This is a genomic window from Streptomyces sp. NBC_01635, assembly GCF_045209715.1.
In the GTDB taxonomy this organism is placed as follows: Bacteria; Actinomycetota; Actinomycetes; order Streptomycetales; family Streptomycetaceae; genus Streptomyces; species Streptomyces hirsutus.
In genome coordinates, this window is sequence record NZ_CP109277.1 from 8,515,520 (window position 1) to 8,531,177 (window position 15,658).

14 protein-coding genes are annotated in these 15,658 nt (G+C 72.2%); 7 read left to right on the top strand and 7 right to left on the bottom strand.

Translation table 11 applies throughout. The features are described from left to right. Together hemC and OHB56_RS38865 are read right to left on the bottom strand one after the other, a co-directional pair. Window positions 1-936, bottom strand: coding sequence for a hydroxymethylbilane synthase (hemC, locus tag OHB56_RS38860; RefSeq protein ID WP_326751062.1), 936 nt, complete (start codon window positions 934-936; stop codon window positions 1-3). A 128-nt stretch (window positions 937-1,064) separates the two neighbouring features. Beyond that, on the bottom strand, window positions 1,065-1,841 hold the full coding sequence (locus OHB56_RS38865; RefSeq protein ID WP_326751061.1) for an NPP1 family protein: 777 nt from the start codon (window positions 1,839-1,841) through the stop codon (window positions 1,065-1,067). A 466-nt stretch (window positions 1,842-2,307) separates the two neighbouring features. On the opposite strand from OHB56_RS38865, the gene OHB56_RS38870 reads away from it, so the two are divergent. From OHB56_RS38870 to OHB56_RS38880, 3 genes are all read left to right on the top strand, one after another. Then, window positions 2,308-2,829, top strand: coding sequence for a MarR family transcriptional regulator (locus OHB56_RS38870; protein ID WP_326751060.1), 522 nt, complete (start codon window positions 2,308-2,310; stop codon window positions 2,827-2,829). Window positions 2,830-2,903: 74 nt separating this feature from the next. Beyond that, a complete protein-coding gene (locus OHB56_RS38875) occupies window positions 2,904-3,287 on the top strand; it encodes a hypothetical protein (RefSeq protein WP_406358593.1) in 384 nt (127 codons plus the stop codon). Further along, window positions 3,284-3,751, top strand: a complete 468-nt coding sequence (locus tag OHB56_RS38880; protein ID WP_326751059.1) for a peroxiredoxin — start codon at window positions 3,284-3,286, stop codon at window positions 3,749-3,751. The genes OHB56_RS38875 and OHB56_RS38880 overlap by 4 nt, the downstream gene beginning before the upstream one ends. A gap of 78 nt (window positions 3,752-3,829) precedes the next feature. On the opposite strand, the gene OHB56_RS38885 is transcribed toward OHB56_RS38880, so the two are convergent. Further along, window positions 3,830-4,660 (bottom strand): aldo/keto reductase, encoded by an 831-nt coding sequence (locus OHB56_RS38885; RefSeq protein WP_406358595.1) that lies wholly within the window; start codon window positions 4,658-4,660, stop codon window positions 3,830-3,832. Window positions 4,661-4,803: 143 nt separating this feature from the next. Here OHB56_RS38885 and OHB56_RS38890 point away from each other — a divergent pair, with 143 nt between their 5' ends. Further along, window positions 4,804-5,829: a TauD/TfdA dioxygenase family protein gene (locus OHB56_RS38890; protein ID WP_406358597.1), complete on the top strand. Its 1,026-nt coding sequence runs from the start codon at window positions 4,804-4,806 to the stop codon at window positions 5,827-5,829. A gap of 47 nt (window positions 5,830-5,876) precedes the next feature. On the opposite strand, the gene OHB56_RS38895 is transcribed toward OHB56_RS38890, so the two are convergent. The 3 genes from OHB56_RS38895 to OHB56_RS38905 all read right to left on the bottom strand — a co-directional run bounded on the left by OHB56_RS38895 (window position 5,877) and on the right by OHB56_RS38905 (window position 9,136). Continuing rightward, window positions 5,877-7,382 carry a metallophosphoesterase family protein gene (locus OHB56_RS38895; RefSeq protein WP_406358599.1) on the bottom strand — a complete coding sequence of 502 codons (1,506 nt, stop codon included), beginning with the start codon at window positions 7,380-7,382 and terminating at the stop codon, window positions 5,877-5,879. A 152-nt stretch (window positions 7,383-7,534) separates the two neighbouring features. Beyond that, window positions 7,535-8,290, bottom strand: a complete 756-nt coding sequence (locus tag OHB56_RS38900; protein ID WP_406358600.1) for a dienelactone hydrolase family protein — start codon at window positions 8,288-8,290, stop codon at window positions 7,535-7,537. A 225-nt stretch (window positions 8,291-8,515) separates the two neighbouring features. Continuing rightward, entirely contained in the window at window positions 8,516-9,136 is a 621-nt protein-coding gene (locus OHB56_RS38905) for an L-threonylcarbamoyladenylate synthase (RefSeq protein WP_055596841.1), read from the bottom strand. A gap of 245 nt (window positions 9,137-9,381) precedes the next feature. On the opposite strand from OHB56_RS38905, the gene OHB56_RS38910 reads away from it, so the two are divergent. From OHB56_RS38910 to OHB56_RS38920, 3 genes are all read left to right on the top strand, one after another. Further along, window positions 9,382-10,890 carry a helix-turn-helix domain-containing protein gene (locus OHB56_RS38910; RefSeq protein ID WP_326751054.1) on the top strand — a complete coding sequence of 503 codons (1,509 nt, stop codon included), beginning with the start codon at window positions 9,382-9,384 and terminating at the stop codon, window positions 10,888-10,890. Window positions 10,891-11,861: 971 nt separating this feature from the next. Further along, the gene (locus tag OHB56_RS38915; protein WP_406358602.1) at window positions 11,862-13,520 is read left to right on the top strand and encodes a catalase; all 1,659 of its coding nucleotides are present in this window, start codon (window positions 11,862-11,864) and stop codon (window positions 13,518-13,520) included. Window positions 13,521-13,752: 232 nt separating this feature from the next. After that, window positions 13,753-14,073 (top strand): hypothetical protein, encoded by a 321-nt coding sequence (locus OHB56_RS38920; RefSeq protein ID WP_326751052.1) that lies wholly within the window; start codon window positions 13,753-13,755, stop codon window positions 14,071-14,073. Between the two features lie 27 nt (window positions 14,074-14,100). Here the strand turns inward: OHB56_RS38920 and OHB56_RS38925 are convergent, their stop codons facing one another. Continuing rightward, window positions 14,101-15,474, bottom strand: coding sequence for a trypsin-like serine protease (locus OHB56_RS38925; protein ID WP_406358604.1), 1,374 nt, complete (start codon window positions 15,472-15,474; stop codon window positions 14,101-14,103). Between the last annotated feature and the right edge of the window lie 184 nt (window positions 15,475-15,658).

Genomic DNA, 15,658 nt, shown 5'->3' on the forward strand with positions numbered 1-15,658 from the left:
TCAGTGCGGGATCCCGTCGATGAGCTCGCGGGCACCCTGACGGAGCAGGGCGACCGCGACCGAGGTGCCGAGCGTCGCCGGATCCAGCCGGCCGGCCCACTCGTGGGCGTTCAGCCGCACCTTGCCGTCCGGGGTGAAGACACAGGCCCGCAGCGACAGTTCGCCGCTCCGGTCGACCCGCGCGTATCCGGCGATCGGGCTGTTGCAGTGTCCCTGCAGCACATGCAGGAACATCCGCTCGGCGGTGGCCTCCCGATGTGTTTCCGGATGGCCGAGGGTGCTGACCGCGTCGATGAGATCCGTGTCGCCCTCACGGCACTGGAGTGCGAGGATGCCCGCGCCGATGGGCGGCATCATCGCCTCGGGGGAGAGGAGCTCGCTGATCACGTCGCGGCGGCCGATGCGCTCCAGGCCGGAGACCGCGAGCAGCAGCGCGTCGGCCTCACCCGCCGCGAGCTTCGCCAGCCGCCGGTTGGCGTTGCCGCGGAACGGTACGCACTCGAGGTGCGGATGGGAGACGGCCAGCTGCGCGACACGGCGCACCGAGGAGGTGCCGATCCGGCTCCCGGCCGGCAACTCGTCCAGGGTGAGTCCGTCCAGGTGCACGAGGGCGTCCCGGACGTCGTCCCGCTTCATGAACGCGGCGAACACGGTCCCCGCGGGGAGCGGGCGGTCGGCGGGCACGTCCTTGACGCAGTGCACCGCGAGATCCGCCTCGCCGGTCAGCAGCGCGGCGTCGACCTCCTTGGTGAACGCGCCCTTGCCCTCTACCTGTGCCAGGTCGCCCAGCCATGTGTCGCCGGTGGTCCGCACGGGGACGACCGCAGTGCGCACACCGGGCAGGATGTCGGCCAAGTCGGCCCGGACGCGCTCCACTTGGGCGAGCGCCATGGGCGAGTCGCGGGAGACGATACGGATCAGTTCGGGGACGGACATGGCGACACGATAGACCCTTCGGCTCGAGCGCCCGTGCAGAGCGGGCCGGTTCGGGAGCCCGGACGGCGGATTCGTCCGGACTCCCGGTGACGGGTGGTCAGGTGTTCGGTCCCGGAGGGGTTACCGGGTCAGGCGTTCGGGTCGAACGGGATGCCCGACGGTTTCGCCGCGGCGAGATGGGAGGCGAAACTCCCGTCCTTGAGACCGAAGTTCGCACTGCCGAAGTTGTGCTGGACGAGCTTGTCGCGCAGCCCGGCCGGATACCCGTCCCAGCCGACCAGCGCCGGGTACTGCCAGGTGCCCTTGTGGTTCTCCGGCGGTTCGTCGCCGGTGCTCGCGAGCCGGAAGCAGTGCGTGCTGATGCCGTCCTTGTGGTACACGATCTTCGGGTGCGTCCCGTCGAAGCGGACCGCCGACCTCGCGTGGATCGAGAACGAACCGTGGTTGGAGGTCGAGACGTACTGGGCCGTGTCGTTCTGCACCCACACCACGACGTGCTCCCAGTCGTGGCGGTGGCCGCCGAGGCTGACGCCCGGAAGCGCCTGGTCCTTCTCGAAGTACAGGGCGTAGACGATGGCGCACCAGCCGTTGTTGCACTTCGAACGCGAGTAGCCGTTGGTGCTGTCCAGGTCCGGGGCGTCGCGGCAGTTGCCGTTGAGGGCGCCCGTCGGGTTGAGTCCGGGGTTGATCGCGCCGTCCGGGCCGATCGCGGGTGTGGGGTAGCACCCGTCGGTGTCGTAGTCGTAGGCGGGCTGGTACGTCCGGTCGAGAGTGCCGGCGTCGGCCGGCAGGGCCGGTGGTGGTGCGGCGAAGGCGGTGGCGGGGAAGGCGATGACGAAGGCGAAGGCGCCGGCGAGACCGGTCAGCCATCTCCTGCGGTGCGTTCGGAAGGTACTCGACGACACTGCGTCCTCCTCGGAATCCGGGCGCAGCCCAACGGCTGTGGGGGGCAAGGGCGTTCAGCATCGCGGTTAGACGCGTCCATGCCAAGGGTCGTGGGCGTACCAAGGGTGAAGCGCTGCCCAACACTCGTGGAGCCGCTGCCGGATCACTCCCCGGCGTCCGGAACGCCGGCGGCCTCCTCCTCGGGGAGAGGGCGGGCCGGAGCCGGATCCGGAGCCCCGGGACGGCCGGCCGGCATGCCGTGCCGGGTGCGGGCGTCGCGGTGCGCTTCGCCGACCGGCAGCGGCACCCCCGGTGCGCGCCCGTGCGATCGGCGGCAGGGATGTGGCGGGGTGCGGGCGTCCGGGCGCCCCGTCGCGCGCTGTCGCCCCCGGTCTTGCCCGAACGGTGCCCCCTGGCGGGCGGAGCGGTACGCTCCGTGCCCCCATGGATTGATTGAGTTACGCAATGAGATGGTAAAGTGGGCGCATGCACGCATCCTCGGTCCCCGACATTCCCGCCTCGCCGGAAGTGGCCGAGATCGAGCGCGCGCTCATGCGCATCACCTATCTGGGCTCCCGCGCCCGCCAGCACGAACGGCTGATGGCCATGGCGGGCGTCCCCCTGGACCGTGCGGCCGTCGCGCTGCTGCGGCAGGCGGCCGACGCCGAACCGATGCGGCCGGGCGAACTGGCCGCCCGCCTGGGCGTCGAGGCGTCGCACGTCACCCGCACCGTGCAGCAACTGCAGAAGTCCGGCCACGTCACCCGGGTCCCGGACCCCGACGACCGCCGCGCCCACCGCGTCGAACTCACCGAGACGGGCCGGGAGGCCATCACCCGCATCCGTGAGGTCGGGGCGCGGGCCATGCAGGTGGCTCTCTCCGACTGGTCCCCGGCGGAACTGCGGCAGCTCGCCACGCTCTTCCACCGCATGGTCGACGACTTCCTCGCCCACGCCGCCGAAGGAGAAGCGGAACCGCGCGGCGCCACCCCGGCCGGAGCCGCCTGACACGCTCCCGACCCGGTGACCCCCTGTACTTACCGTCCGGTAATGTCGCGGGGCAGGCCACCGGAGGAGGAACCGTGTCACGGTCCGATCGCTCACCCCTGCTGCTCGCCGGCCTGCTGGCCGCCGCGGGCACCACCCACTTCACCGCCCCGCGCCGGTTCGACCACATCGTGCCGCGCTCCCTGCCGGGCTCGCCCCGGGCCTGGACCTACGCCAGCGGTGCCGCCGAGCTCGCGCTGGCCGCCGGAGTGGCGCTGCCGCAGACCCGTAGGGTCGCCGCACTGGCCACGGCCGCCTTCTTCGTCGGGGTCTTCCCCGCCAACGTGAAGATGGCTGTGGACTGGCGCCGCCGCCGCCCCGCGCCGCAGCAGGCAGCCGCCTGGGGCCGACTGCCCCTGCAACTGCCGCTGGTGCTGTGGGCGCGAGGGGTCGCCAAGAGCGCGGAGCGTGCGGCGTGAGCGGGAGGCCGGAGAAGGGCGACACGGTCGAGGACTTCGCGCTCCCGGACGAGACGGGCACCGTCCGCGGGCTGTCGGAACTGCTCGCCGAGGGGCCCGTGGTGCTGTTCTTCTATCCGGCCGCGCTGACCGCCGGCTGCACCGCGCAGGCCTGTCACTTCCGCGACCTGGCCGCCGAGTTCGCCGCGGCCGGCGCGCGGCCGGTGGGCATCAGCGGTGACGCCGTCGAACGGCAGGCGGAGTTCGCCGGACGGCACTCCCTCGGCATGCCCCTGCTGTCCGACGCCGACGGCGCCGTCCGCGAGCGGTTCGGGGTGAAGCGGGGCATCTCCCTGGCGCCGACCAAGCGCGTCACCTTCGTCATCGGGCAGGACCGCACCGTTCTCGAGGTCGTGCGCAGCGAACTGCGGATGAACGTGCACGCCGACCGCGCGCTCGCCGCACTCCGCGACCACCGGGCGTGACCCGCGCCCGACGGGCGCACGGCCCGCAGCGGCACACGTGGTCCGACTGCGGGCCGCGCGCCCGTCAGGGGGCGGCGGTCAGAACTCCTCGTGCACCTCCGGGTCCCCGCCGATCCGCCGGTGGGCCCGGTCCGTGAGGGTGCGCATCTGGGCGTCGTCCAGCGTGAAGCCGAAGACATCGAGGTTGGCGCGCTGCCGCTCGGGGTCGGCCGACTTGGGCACGGGCAGCGCCCCGAGCTGGATGTGCCAGCGCAGCACCGCCTGGGCCGGGGTGACCCCGTGGGCCTCGGCGACGGCGGCCACGGCAAGGTCGCCCAGGAGCTGCGAACCCCGGCCCAGCGGGCTCCAGCTCTCGACGAGCACGCCCTTGTCCGCGTGGTGGGAGCGCAGCTCCTCCTGGGGGAAGAACGGGTGCAGCTCGACCTGGTTGACCGAGGGCAGCACCCCGGTCTCCTTCTCCAGCCGCTCGATGTGGGCGGGCGTGAAGTTGGAGACGCCGATCGACCGTACGAGACCGTCCTCGCGCAGCTTGATCATGGCCTTCCAGGAGTCGACGTACTTGCCGACCCGGGGGAGCGGCCAGTGGATCAGATACAGGTCGACGTACTCCAGGCCGAGACGCGCGCGGGACTCCTCGAAGGAGGCGAGGGTCTCCTCGTAGCCGTGGTGGCGGCCGGGGAGCTTCGTCGTCACGACGACCTCCTCGCGCGGGACACCGGCACGGGCCACGGCACGGCCCACCCCGGTCTCGTTGCGGTAGTTCGTCGCCGTGTCGACGAGGCGGTACCCCGCCTCCAGGGCCGCGGCCACGGACTGCTCGGCCTGCGCGTTGTCCATCGGCCAGGTGCCGAGGCCGATGGCGGGGATCGTTGTGCCGTCGTTGAGCGTGTGGTTCGGGATGCTGATCACGAGGGGACCTTCCCGTTGACAGTGTCGTCTCTCCAGCCTCACCGACCGGGCGGCCGACGATCAACCTGACGGGCGGGCCGGACGGACGACACGGACGCATCCGAACCGGCACCGGCCGGGGACGAACGATGGAGGGGGCACGCATGACCACGGGCGGGAGCGACATGGACGGCACGAGGAGCATCGGGCGGCACACGGGAGGGGAGCGGCACGCGGGGACGGGGCCGGGCACGGGTCCGGGCGTCGAGGTGCGTCCGGTCGCCGGGCACATCGGTGCCGAGATCACCGGTGTCGACCTCGCCGACGAGCCCGGTGACGCCGTGATCGCCGCCATCCGGGCGGCGGTGCTGCGCTGGAAGGTGGTGTTCTTCCGCGGGCAGCGACTGGACCACGCAGGGCATGTGGCGCTGGCCCGGCGGTTCGGCGAGCCGGTCGTCCTGCCCCGGCGGGGCAAGGCCTCGCCGCCCGGCTTCCCGGAGGTCGAGACGACCGCCGACCGGCTGGAGCTCGGCGGACGGTTCGGCATGGAGCACGACGAATGGCTGCGGCGCCGCCGCCACACCCTGCTGCGCGGCTGGCACTGCGACCACGGCGCCCGGATCGACCCGCCCGCCGCGACGATCCTGCGCGCCCAGACCGTCCCGTCCTACGGCGGTGACACCACCTGGTCGAACCTGGCCGCCGCCTACGCCGGACTGTCCGCCCCGGTACGGGAGTTCGCCGACCGGCTGCGCGCCGAGCACCGGCTGGGGGTCGGCTACCTGCCCCGGTCCGGCGACGACGCCTATGTACGGCACCTGCTGGACCACCAGACCGCCTCCGAGTATCCCCTGGTGCGGGTCCACCCGGAGACGGGGGAGCGGGTGCTGTTCGTCAACGGCTACTACGTCGAGCAGATCACCGGGCTGTCCCGGCCGGAGAGCCGGGCGATCCTGGAGATGCTGCTGGAGCAGGCGACCCGGCCCGAGTACACGGTGCGTTTCCGGTGGGAGCCGGGGAGCGTGGCGTTCTGGGACAACCGTGCCACCATCCACCTCGCCCCGGGCGACACCGCCCACCTCGACCACCCACGGATCATGCACCGGGTGATGCTCGCGGGGGAGGTGCCGGTCGGCACCGACGGCCGCGCCTCGGAGCCGATCACCGGGACCGCACCCGGACACTGGTGACCGCCCGCCCGACGTGCTCCGCCCGACAGCCCCGTGCCGGGGACCGGTCACGTCAGCGGGATGGTCACCTCGTCCTCGACCGGCGGGGCGACCTCCTGCGCGAGGTTGCCGGTGGCGGCGTGGCAGCGCAGCCGGATCGCGTCCGGGCCCACGTCCAGCCGCAGGAAGCACTTGAAGAACGGCGGCGTGTAGGTGGCCGAACCGGGTGAGAACACCTGCGTGTGGACCTTGCGCACGGGCAGCCTGAACCGTTTGCCCCGGTCGGGCCGGCGGCCGGTCCCGAGCAGTCCGGCGACCAGCCGCATCCGCCGGGTGACCCGGGCCGGCGGGTGCGGCACGCGGGTGGGACCGATGCCGAGGCGTTCGGCGATCACGGCCGCCGCCTCGGCATCGGTGAGGGTGAAGAAGCGGCGCAGCCGCGTCCGGCGCGCGTAGAGCGCGCTGTAGAAGGCGAGGGAGTCGCCGCGCAGCGGATAGCAGCGGAAGTCCCGCTCGGTGACGCCGGCGACGTCGACACGGGGGATGGTGTGGGTGGCGTGCGTGAAGGCGCCGCCACCGCCCGCCACCACGTACTGGAGGGTACGGCCGTCGTCCAGACGGACCGGATAGCGCTGGTAGTTGTGGATGTCACCGCCGATCGCCGCCACATAGTGGTGGTCCGGGTCGCGGACGATGTCGTCGACGGTTCCCCCGCCCTCGACGGGACAGGGACGGTGCGCGCCGTCCACGTACAGCGGCGAGCCGGTCACGAGGATCTTCGGGCGCGGCCCCCGGGACACCTCCCGCAGCCAGGCTCCCTGCTCGGCGTCGACGGTTCCCAGCAGGCCGGTGTCGATGCCTATGATCCGCACCGGCCCCGCGTCGATCGCCCAGTACGGGCCCGGCTGCACCGCCCGCTGTTCCGGACCGGACCGCAGCTTCCGCGCCTCGGCCAGGCATTGCCCGTCGCCCGGGCGCGGCCGGTGCCACAGCAGGGAACGCAGCCACGCCCGGGTGAGGGGACGCGGGGCGGGCTCGGGCGGCAGGGGAGGGGCGTCGTCGCAGAAGACCCGCATGAACCCGTCGAGGTCCTCGTACCAGTCGTGGTTGCCGGGGATCGCGTAGATGGGCGCCCTGTAGTCCTGGTACGGGCGGAAGAACTTGTCGCCGTAGTCGTCGGCGCTGCCCACCGGATAGATCACATCGCTGGCAAGCACGGTGAAGGCGGTGTCCCGGCCCTCCTTCAACAGCCCCGGTACGACGGCGTACTGGGGCTCACCGCCCTCACCGGTGTCGCCGATGACGAGGAAGGAGAACCGGTCCGGACCGTCGTGCCGGATCACCTTGTCGGCGGGCGCGCCGGCCGCCGTCCGCTGGGCCACCCACCGGCTGCGGATGCGGCCCGTCGGGTCCCCGAGCCAGGAGGCCAGGACCCCGTTGCGGGCGGCCCACAGCATCTGCGGGTCGAACCAGGAGATCTTCTCGGCCCCGGGCGGCAACAGCCGCCGGTACTCGCCCCGTTGCCCGGTGCCCCAGCCGGCGCCCTCGGCCGTGTCGCGTGAAGAGTCTGACATCGGAGCACCGTAACAACGCTGCCGCGGACGGCCGGAGAACGGGTGTGGACAGCGGTATGCACGAACCTGGTCCGTTCCGATGAGACGTTGACCGCTTTGCTCGGTCGGTGCCCCCCGACAGGGCTCTCGGAGAGCGAGGTTCGGCAGGTTCGTCAGAGGGTTCGGTTCAACAGGTCCAGCAGTGCGGTCCAGTGGCGCTCGTCCGCCTCCTTGTCGTAGGCCGCGGTGTCCGCCTGCGTGTAACCGTGGCGGGCCCCGGTGTACACCTCGCAGCGGTGCCGGACCCCGGCCGCGGTCAGCGCCTGCTCCAGCCGCTCGATCTGCTCCTCGGGCATCGACGGATCCTGGTCGGCGTGACCGAAGTACAGCTCCGCGGTGATCCTGTCGGCCAGCAGATGCGGGCTGTCCGGCGCGTCCGGCGCCAGCCGGGCCCCGTGGAATCCCGCGGCGGCCGCCACCCGGTCCGGGTAGGTGCCCGCCGTGTGCAGGGAGAGCACCGCACCCATGCAGTAGCCGGTCACCGCCACCGGGCCGTCGGCCGCCGCGGGATGGCCGGCCAGCCACCGCAGGTAGGCGCCGGCATCGCGCATGGCGAGCTCCGGCGTCAGCTCCCGCAGGATCGGCCCGATACGTTGGAAGATCTCCGGCCGCGCCACCGGGTCGATGAACTCGGGCAGTTCGACCACCGGACTGCGCCCATGGCGGTAGAACACGTTCGGTACCAGGACCGTGTACCCGGCCTCCGCCAGCCGGTCGGCCATCGCCCGCAGCCGCGGCCGCAGCCCGAAGGCGTCCATGTAGAACAGGACCGCCGGCCGGGAACCCCCGTCGGCGGGATGCGTCAGATACGCGTCGGCGGTGCCGTCCTCGGTGGTGATGTCAACGGTGCTTCCCTGTACGGCGGTCATGGCCGGCTGGCGCCTCTCTGCGGGATGTCGGACGGGGCCGCCCCCGCGACGGGCGGGACGGATCATGCCCCATCGTGACATGTCCCGGGCCCGGCACTTCGGCTCTGCCCGGTCCAACACGGTTCAAGGTGCGCTTCTTTGGGACAACCTGCGCGCGCCCCGGTACGTTCGTCACCGCTCCCGCGGATCCGGCGGCCCGTATCGGGGCAGTTCACCGCGTCGCCCTCACTCGAACCGTGAGACGTCCCCCGCGCCCCGCCGTACGATTTCGGCCTCGCCGCCCGAGAAGTCGATCACCGTGGTCGGCTCGGTGCCGCAGTCCCCGGAGTCGAGCACCGCGTCCACCACGTGGTCGAGCCGGTCCTTGATCTCCCAGCCCTGGGTCATCGGCTCGTCCTCGCCGGGCAGCAGCAGGGTGCTGGACAGCAGGGGCTCGCCCAGCTCCGCGAGCAGTGCCTGGGTGACGACGTGCTCGGGGATGCGCACGCCGACGGTCTTCTTCTTGGGATGCTGGAGCATGCGCGGCACCTCCTTCGTCGCGGGCAGGATGAACGTGTAACTGCCCGGCGTGGACGCCTTGACCGCGCGGAACACGTCGTTGTCGATCCGTACGAACTGGCCGAGCTGAGCGAAGTCCCGGCACACCAGAGTGAAGTGGTGCCGGTCGTCCAGCTTGCGGATGGTACGGATCCGGTCGATGCCCTCCCGGCTGCCGAGCCGGCAGCCGAGCGCGTAACAGGAGTCGGTGGGGTACGCGATCAGGGCGTTGTCGCGGATGCTCGCGGCGACCTGGGAGATGGTGCGCGGCTGGGGGTTGTCGGGGTGCACGTCGAAGTACTTCGCCATTCACCGAGCTTATGCCGACCGCACGGCGGGACCGCACATCCCCGGCCGGGGCCGTCCGTGCCCCGGTCCCGTACCCGTCCGTTTCCCGGCCGTGGACCGTCCGTGTGCCGACGGCGTGTCGATGGTGTGCCGACGTCGTGCAGGGCTTCCCCTTCACCCCCTCCGCCCGGCATGAACCGGCCGCATGCGTGGGGTAACGTCCGGTGCCGGGCCGAAGAGACCCGGCGTACGAGGGGAAGACCGAGGTGGCAGCCCGTAAGGACGGAATCCCGCAGCCGGCGGCGGCCGGTGAACAGCCGGGGTGGGCGCAGGAACTGCTGGAGCACCTGCGGCCGGCGGGCCGCGATGTCCGCAGGGTCGTCGACTGGCTCGCCCGCACCGTGCACGGGTCGGTGGCACTCCGGGACGGCACCGGCACGCTCGTCGCCGGAACCGGGCTGGCGCTGGACGAGAACCTCGTCGCCGATGTCACTTCCGGCCGGATCGCCTCCGCGGCCTGGGAGGACGGCGAGCGGCACCTGCGTCTGGTGCAGATCGGGCACCCCTCCCGGACCTGGGCGCTGGCAGTCTCCCGGGACACCCCCTTCGACCGGCACAGTGCCGACGTCATCACGCACACCGCCCAGGTGATCGAACTGCTGCTGACCGCCGGTGAGACCACCGCGGCCGGGCAGCGGCTGCGTCGGGCCAGCGCCGACCTGCGGCTGGCGATCCTCCAACTGCTCATGGTCGAGGACACCGTCGCGGCCCGCCGGGTGGCCGCGGGGCTCTGGCCGGGCCTGCTCGAGGCCGACACCGCGTGCGTCTACGTCGTCGAGTCCGAGCCCGCCCGCCGTGACCGCCTCGCCGAGGAGGCCCTGGACAGCACGGAGGAGGAGGCACTGGTCGTGCGGTGCCCGGCGATGGACGGGCACGTGATCGTCGTCAGCCCCCGCGAGGCGACCGCCGGCGATCTGAAGTCCCTGGTCGAACGGCATCCGGACACCTTCCTCGGCGGCAGCGTCTGGCAGAGCCTCGCCCGGACCGCCACCGCGTACGGGCAGGCCGTCAGCGCCCTCGCCGTGGCGCGCTTCCGCCCGGACAAGACGGCGGTGTACGCGGAACGCACCCATCCCGAGCGGCTGATGGACCCGACGGCGCTGCGCGGCTGGACCGCCCGGCTGCTGCGCCCCCTGGACACGGTGCCGCACCACACACGTGCCGAGCTCCTCGCGACCACCCGTCTCGGCCTGGAGTTCACCGCCGTCAACACGGCCAAGATCCTCGGCGTGAGCCGCAACACGGTGCGTGCCCGGATGGAACGCGTCGAGAACATGCTGGACGCCGACTTCGACGACCTCACCGCCCGTGCCGTCGTGCACCTGGCGCTGCACACCCAGTTCAACCTCCAGGACGGCCAGGCGGGCAGCGCCTTCGAGGCGCCCGTCCCCGGACTCGCCCACCTGGTGTCCGGGCCCGCCGTACGCGCCTGGGCGGGAGAACTGCTGGAACGCCTGGACCGGGACGCCCGCCCCCTGCGCCGCACGCTGCGCACCTGGATCGCGGCCGGCGGCAACGCCGAGCGGGCCGCGCAGCTCCTGGGCGTCCACGCGCAGACCGTGCGCGAGCACGTACGCAGTGCCGAGCCGGTCCTGGAGCGCCAACTGCTGGCCGCCGGCACCGACCTGTACGAGGTCGTGCTCGCCCATCTGGCCCTGGGAGACCTGGAGACACCGGTGTTCGCGGGCCCGGTGCCCACGTCCCCACCAGGGTGAACGACGGTCCGCCGACCCCGTCCCGGCCGGCTCGCGCGGGGTGAAACGGGTCGTAACGGACTCAGTTGTGCACGGCTGAGTCCCGCGGCCGTCCCAGCGGGCACCGGTGCTATACACAGCCGCGCCGCCATTCACATAGGTTCGTCGTGCCGCGGGAGCACGACCGGAACGGGGGACCGGTCGCGCTCCCGTGCGCCGTGTACCTCTACGGTGTCCGCCGGATCGGCTCCGCCGTCCGCGACGACGACGCCGCCGCGATGACGGCGTCCAGGAGCGTGCGGGAGCGTCACAGGTCCTCGATCACGCGATCGGCACGGTCCCGCTCCACCGTCGGCTCGCTCACCAGGAGGGCCTCCGCCGTTTCGGACGCGTCCCGCACGCAGGGCGGCAGCTCGGCGATCTGCGAGCCGCACAGCCCGCCGCGTACAGCTCCTGGCTCCGTTGCCCCCGGTCCACCGCCGCCGGCCTCATCACCTCAACCGGTCCTTCCTCACCGACCCCGACCTCGTCGAGCGCCTGTACACCGGTGCTCCGGTCAACGCCGTCCGCAGGGAGGCCGCGATGTACACCGCCGGCCCCCGGACACACCGACTGTCCCACCCGTCACCGCCTCGGCCGCCTCGGCGGTCCCGGCGGTTCCGGCGGTCCCTGCCGTACGGCGGGCGCAGCGGGCCGCCACCGCTTCGAGTCGCCGGTCTCCGTGATGCACGGCAGCATGGCCCTCGTACGCAAGCCCCCGGCGGGACATGCGCGAGGCGCGCGGGCCCGGCCGTCGGGCGGCGGACGTTCAGTGAGCGGGCCACCGACGCGTGAGTGACCACGCGGTTCCTGGGAGACCGGGGACGCCGGGAAAGGGACACGGGGCTGCCGGGACACCGGAGCTCCCGCGCAGTCGAAGGCGACCGGCCCGCGGCCGTGCCACCGTGCTCCGGCCCGCCACCAGCCATGAGCAGCCGAAGGAGTCCACAGACATGACGGACGTTTCGAGCCGGGGTCCTGTTCCGGGCGACGACCGCAAGGTACTCACCAACCGTCAGGGCCATCCGGTCTACGACAACCAGAACCAGCGCACGGTCGGCGCCCGGGGGCCCGCCACGCTGGAGAACTACCAGTTCCTGGAGAAGATCAGCCACTTCGACCGGGAACGCATCCCCGAACGCGTCGTCCACGCGCGCGGTGTCACCGCCTTCGGCTACTTCGAGGCGTACGGGAAGTGGGGGGACGAACCGATCTCCCGCTACACCCGGGCCAAGCTCTTCCAGGAGCAGGGCAAGCGCACCGACCTGGCCATCCGCTTCTCCACCGTCATCGGCGGACGCGACTCCTCCGAGGCGGCCCGCGACCCGCGCGGCTTCGCGGTGAAGTTCTACACCGAGGACGGCAACTGGGACCTCGTCGGCAACAACCTGGGTGTCTTCTTCATCCGGGACGCGATCAAGTTCCCGGACGTCATCCACGCCCTCAAGCCCGACCCGGTCACCTTCGAGCAGCAGCCCCGGCGCATCTTCGACTTCATGTCGCAGACGCCCGAGTCCATGCACATGCTGGTCAACCTGTTCAGCCCGCGGGGCATCCCGGCGGACTACCGGCACATGCAGGGCTTCGGCGTGAACACCTACAAGTGGGTCGACGCCGAGGGCGGGACCAAGCTCGTCAAGTACCACTGGATGCCCAAGCAGGGCGTGCGCTCCATGACCGAGGAGGACGCCGCCAACGTGCAGGCCGACTCCCTCGGCCACGCCACCAAGGACCTCTACGAGGCGGTGGAGCGCGGCGACTACCCGGAGTGGGAACTGCTCGTCCAGATGATGGACGACCACGACCACCCGGAGCTGGACTTCGACCCGCTGGACGACACGAAGACCTGGCCCGAGCAGGACTTCCCGCCGAAGCCGGTGGGAAGGATGGTGCTGAACCGGATGCCGGACAACTTCTTCGCCGAGAACGAGCAGATCTCCTTCGGCACCGGTGTCCTCGTCGACGGCCTGGACTTCTCCGACGACAAGATGCTCGTCGGCCGGACCTTCTCCTACAGCGACACCCAGCGCCACCGCGTCGGCCCGAACTACATTCAGCTGCCGGTCAACCAGGCCAAGAACGCCGAGGTGCGCACCAACCAGCGCGACGGCCAGATGACGTACCACCAGGACGGCGCAGGCGAGAACCCGCACGTGAACTACGAGCCGTCGATCACCGGCGGCCTGCGGGAAGCCCAGTACCCGACGCACGACGACCAGGGCCCGGAGATCCGGGGCCGGCTCACCCGCAAGCGCATCCTCCGCACCAACGACTACCTCCAGGCGGGACAGCGCTACTGCCTGATGGAGGACTGGGAGCGCGACGACCTGGTCAAGAACTTCGTCGACCTGTTCTCCCAGTGCGACCGGGAGGTGCAGGAGCGCATGGTGTGGCACTGCCTCCTCGCCGAGAACGACCTCGGCCGCAGGGTCGGCGACGGCCTCGGCATCGGTCCGCAGGACATCGCCCATCTGAAGCCCCTGGAAGGCCAGGACCTGACGGACGAGGACCGCAAGCGACTGGCCAGCCTCGGCGACAACCCGCCGCGCGACGTGGAGGGACTCACCATGACCCACTGCGTCCCCGACGAACGGCATGTGGTGAGCCGCTGAGCGGTTCTCCCGGCGAGCAGCACGGTGTGCACCGGCGGCGGAAGACGCCGGTGCACACCGTGCTGCTCGCCGACGCGTTCCCGCCCGCCGTCGCCGAGGACGCGACCTCTCGTGGGCCGTCCCCGGTGCGCCCCCTCCACGCCCCGACATTCGCCACCGACCCGTCACGCGGGACGGTGAAAACGCCCCGCCCCCCGATCGAACGGGCCGGTGCCGGGGGACGACTCCGTTCATGACTGCATCGTTCTCCAGCACCCTCACTCTGCCCGCCTCCGTGTGCGACCAGGCCGCACAGCACCTGGAGCAGGCCGCCGAGCGGACCGTCGACGGGGCGGGGATCCCGTTGAAGGCGTTCCGCGCGGCGGCCGACAGCGACTACACCTTCCCCGTCGCCGTGGTGGAACAGGCCGCCGCCTGCCTGCTCGTCCTGGCCACCGAAACGGCCCAGACGGTACGGCCGTCGGCGCTGCGCGCCACCATCAGCGTCGCCCTGAACCTGCGCGACGCCGCCCAGGCGGTGCGCCGGCCCGCGCTCACCACCCGGTTCTGGTGAGGCCCGTCGGGCTCCACGGAGCAGGTGTCAGAAGCGCTGCCACAGGGCCGGCGTGCCGGCGGGCGCCCACGCGCTCTGGGCCTGGTGCGTCTGCAGGCACTGGTAGCGAACCCCGTCGCGGGTCACCGTGGTCCCGGCCGGGTAGACGCGGCCGGGGGCCCAGGCGTCCTCGGCGTCGTCCTGCGGGGCCGGTGTCGCGGTCCGCGCGAGCTCGGTGGTCAGGGTCAGACCGAAGTCGGCGAGGATCGGGTTGACCGGCTGGTAGAACGTGGTCCCGCCGCGCGTGCAGTCACCGGAACCGCCGGAGGTGACCCCCTGCGCCTGGGCGCCCGCGACGTAGGGTCCGCCGGAGTCGCCGGGCTCGGCGCAGACCGTCGTCCGGGTCACTCCGTCGACCGTTCCCTCGGCGTAGCTGACGCTGGTGTCGTGCTGCTGGATGGTCCCGCAGTGCCATCCGGTGGTCGAGCCGGACCGGCACACCGACGCCCCGACGAGCGCCTCCACCGAGCCGGTGACCTGCACCTCCTGGCCGTCCTGCGCCCTGACGCCCGGCGTGGCCGTCCACGTGTCGTTGGCGCCCACCCACGCCATGTCCCTGCCGGGGAAGACGGAGTCCTGGAAAGTGCCCTGGGCGGTCTGGTCGAAACCGGTGGTCGTGTCACCCCGGTCGCCGCAGTGACCGGCGGTGACGAAGCCCTGCTGCGCGTCCTCGGTCGCGGAGAAGCCGACCGAGCAGCGGGCGGTGTCGTTGATGTAGTAGGCGTCGCCGCCGGTGATGTCCTGCAGCAGCCGCGGCCGGACCGTGGAGACGAGGATGGTCACATCCTGGTCGTCGACCCCGGCGGCCTTGACGAAGGCGGCACCGGCCGACACCGCCCGCGCCTGCACCACGAGCCGGTTCGCCGGCACGTCCACGTACCACAGCGGGGTATCGGCGGTGTCGCGGGCGGCGGCCGCCGCGTCCAGTTCCTCCTTGGCGGCCCGGAGGTCGGCCAGCGAGCGGGCGACGACGACGGCCTTGGCGCCCTGGGCCTCGATGGCCGCCACGTCCTTGGAGTCGGTGGTCGCGACGTTGAGTTCCTCGGAGGCCGCCCCACGCACCCAGGCGCCGGCGAACCGGTCGCCCAGGGCGTTGCGCAGGACACCCGCGCGGGCGCCCGCCTCCGCCTCGTTGGCCGGCCGCGCGGACGCCTGCGCCGAGGTCAGGCCCAGGTCGCGCCGGAGTGCTTCGAGCATCGCCGCCGACGGGCGGTCGGCGCCGAGGGTTCGGGCCGCGCCGGACGCGGTTTCCACCGTCGGGTCCGGCTCCGCCGACACGGTGGAGGGGAGGGCTGCGAGGACGAGCGCGCCGAGCGTGGCCAGGGCCGCCCGTCGTGCGGACCGGCCATGTCTGTGGACCATGCGGTGATCTCCTTCGTCGTGGGGTGAAGCTGCCGCAGAGCCTCAGGTTTTTCCCGTGGCGCCCGTTGCGATGTCAGCGGCGACCCGCTTTCGCGCTTTGGTGACGCGAACGGGCGCCAAGTGCAGTACTGCGTACGGCGCCTGGGGTGAGGACCTGCTCCGCGTACGTTTTGCGCGCGTGCCA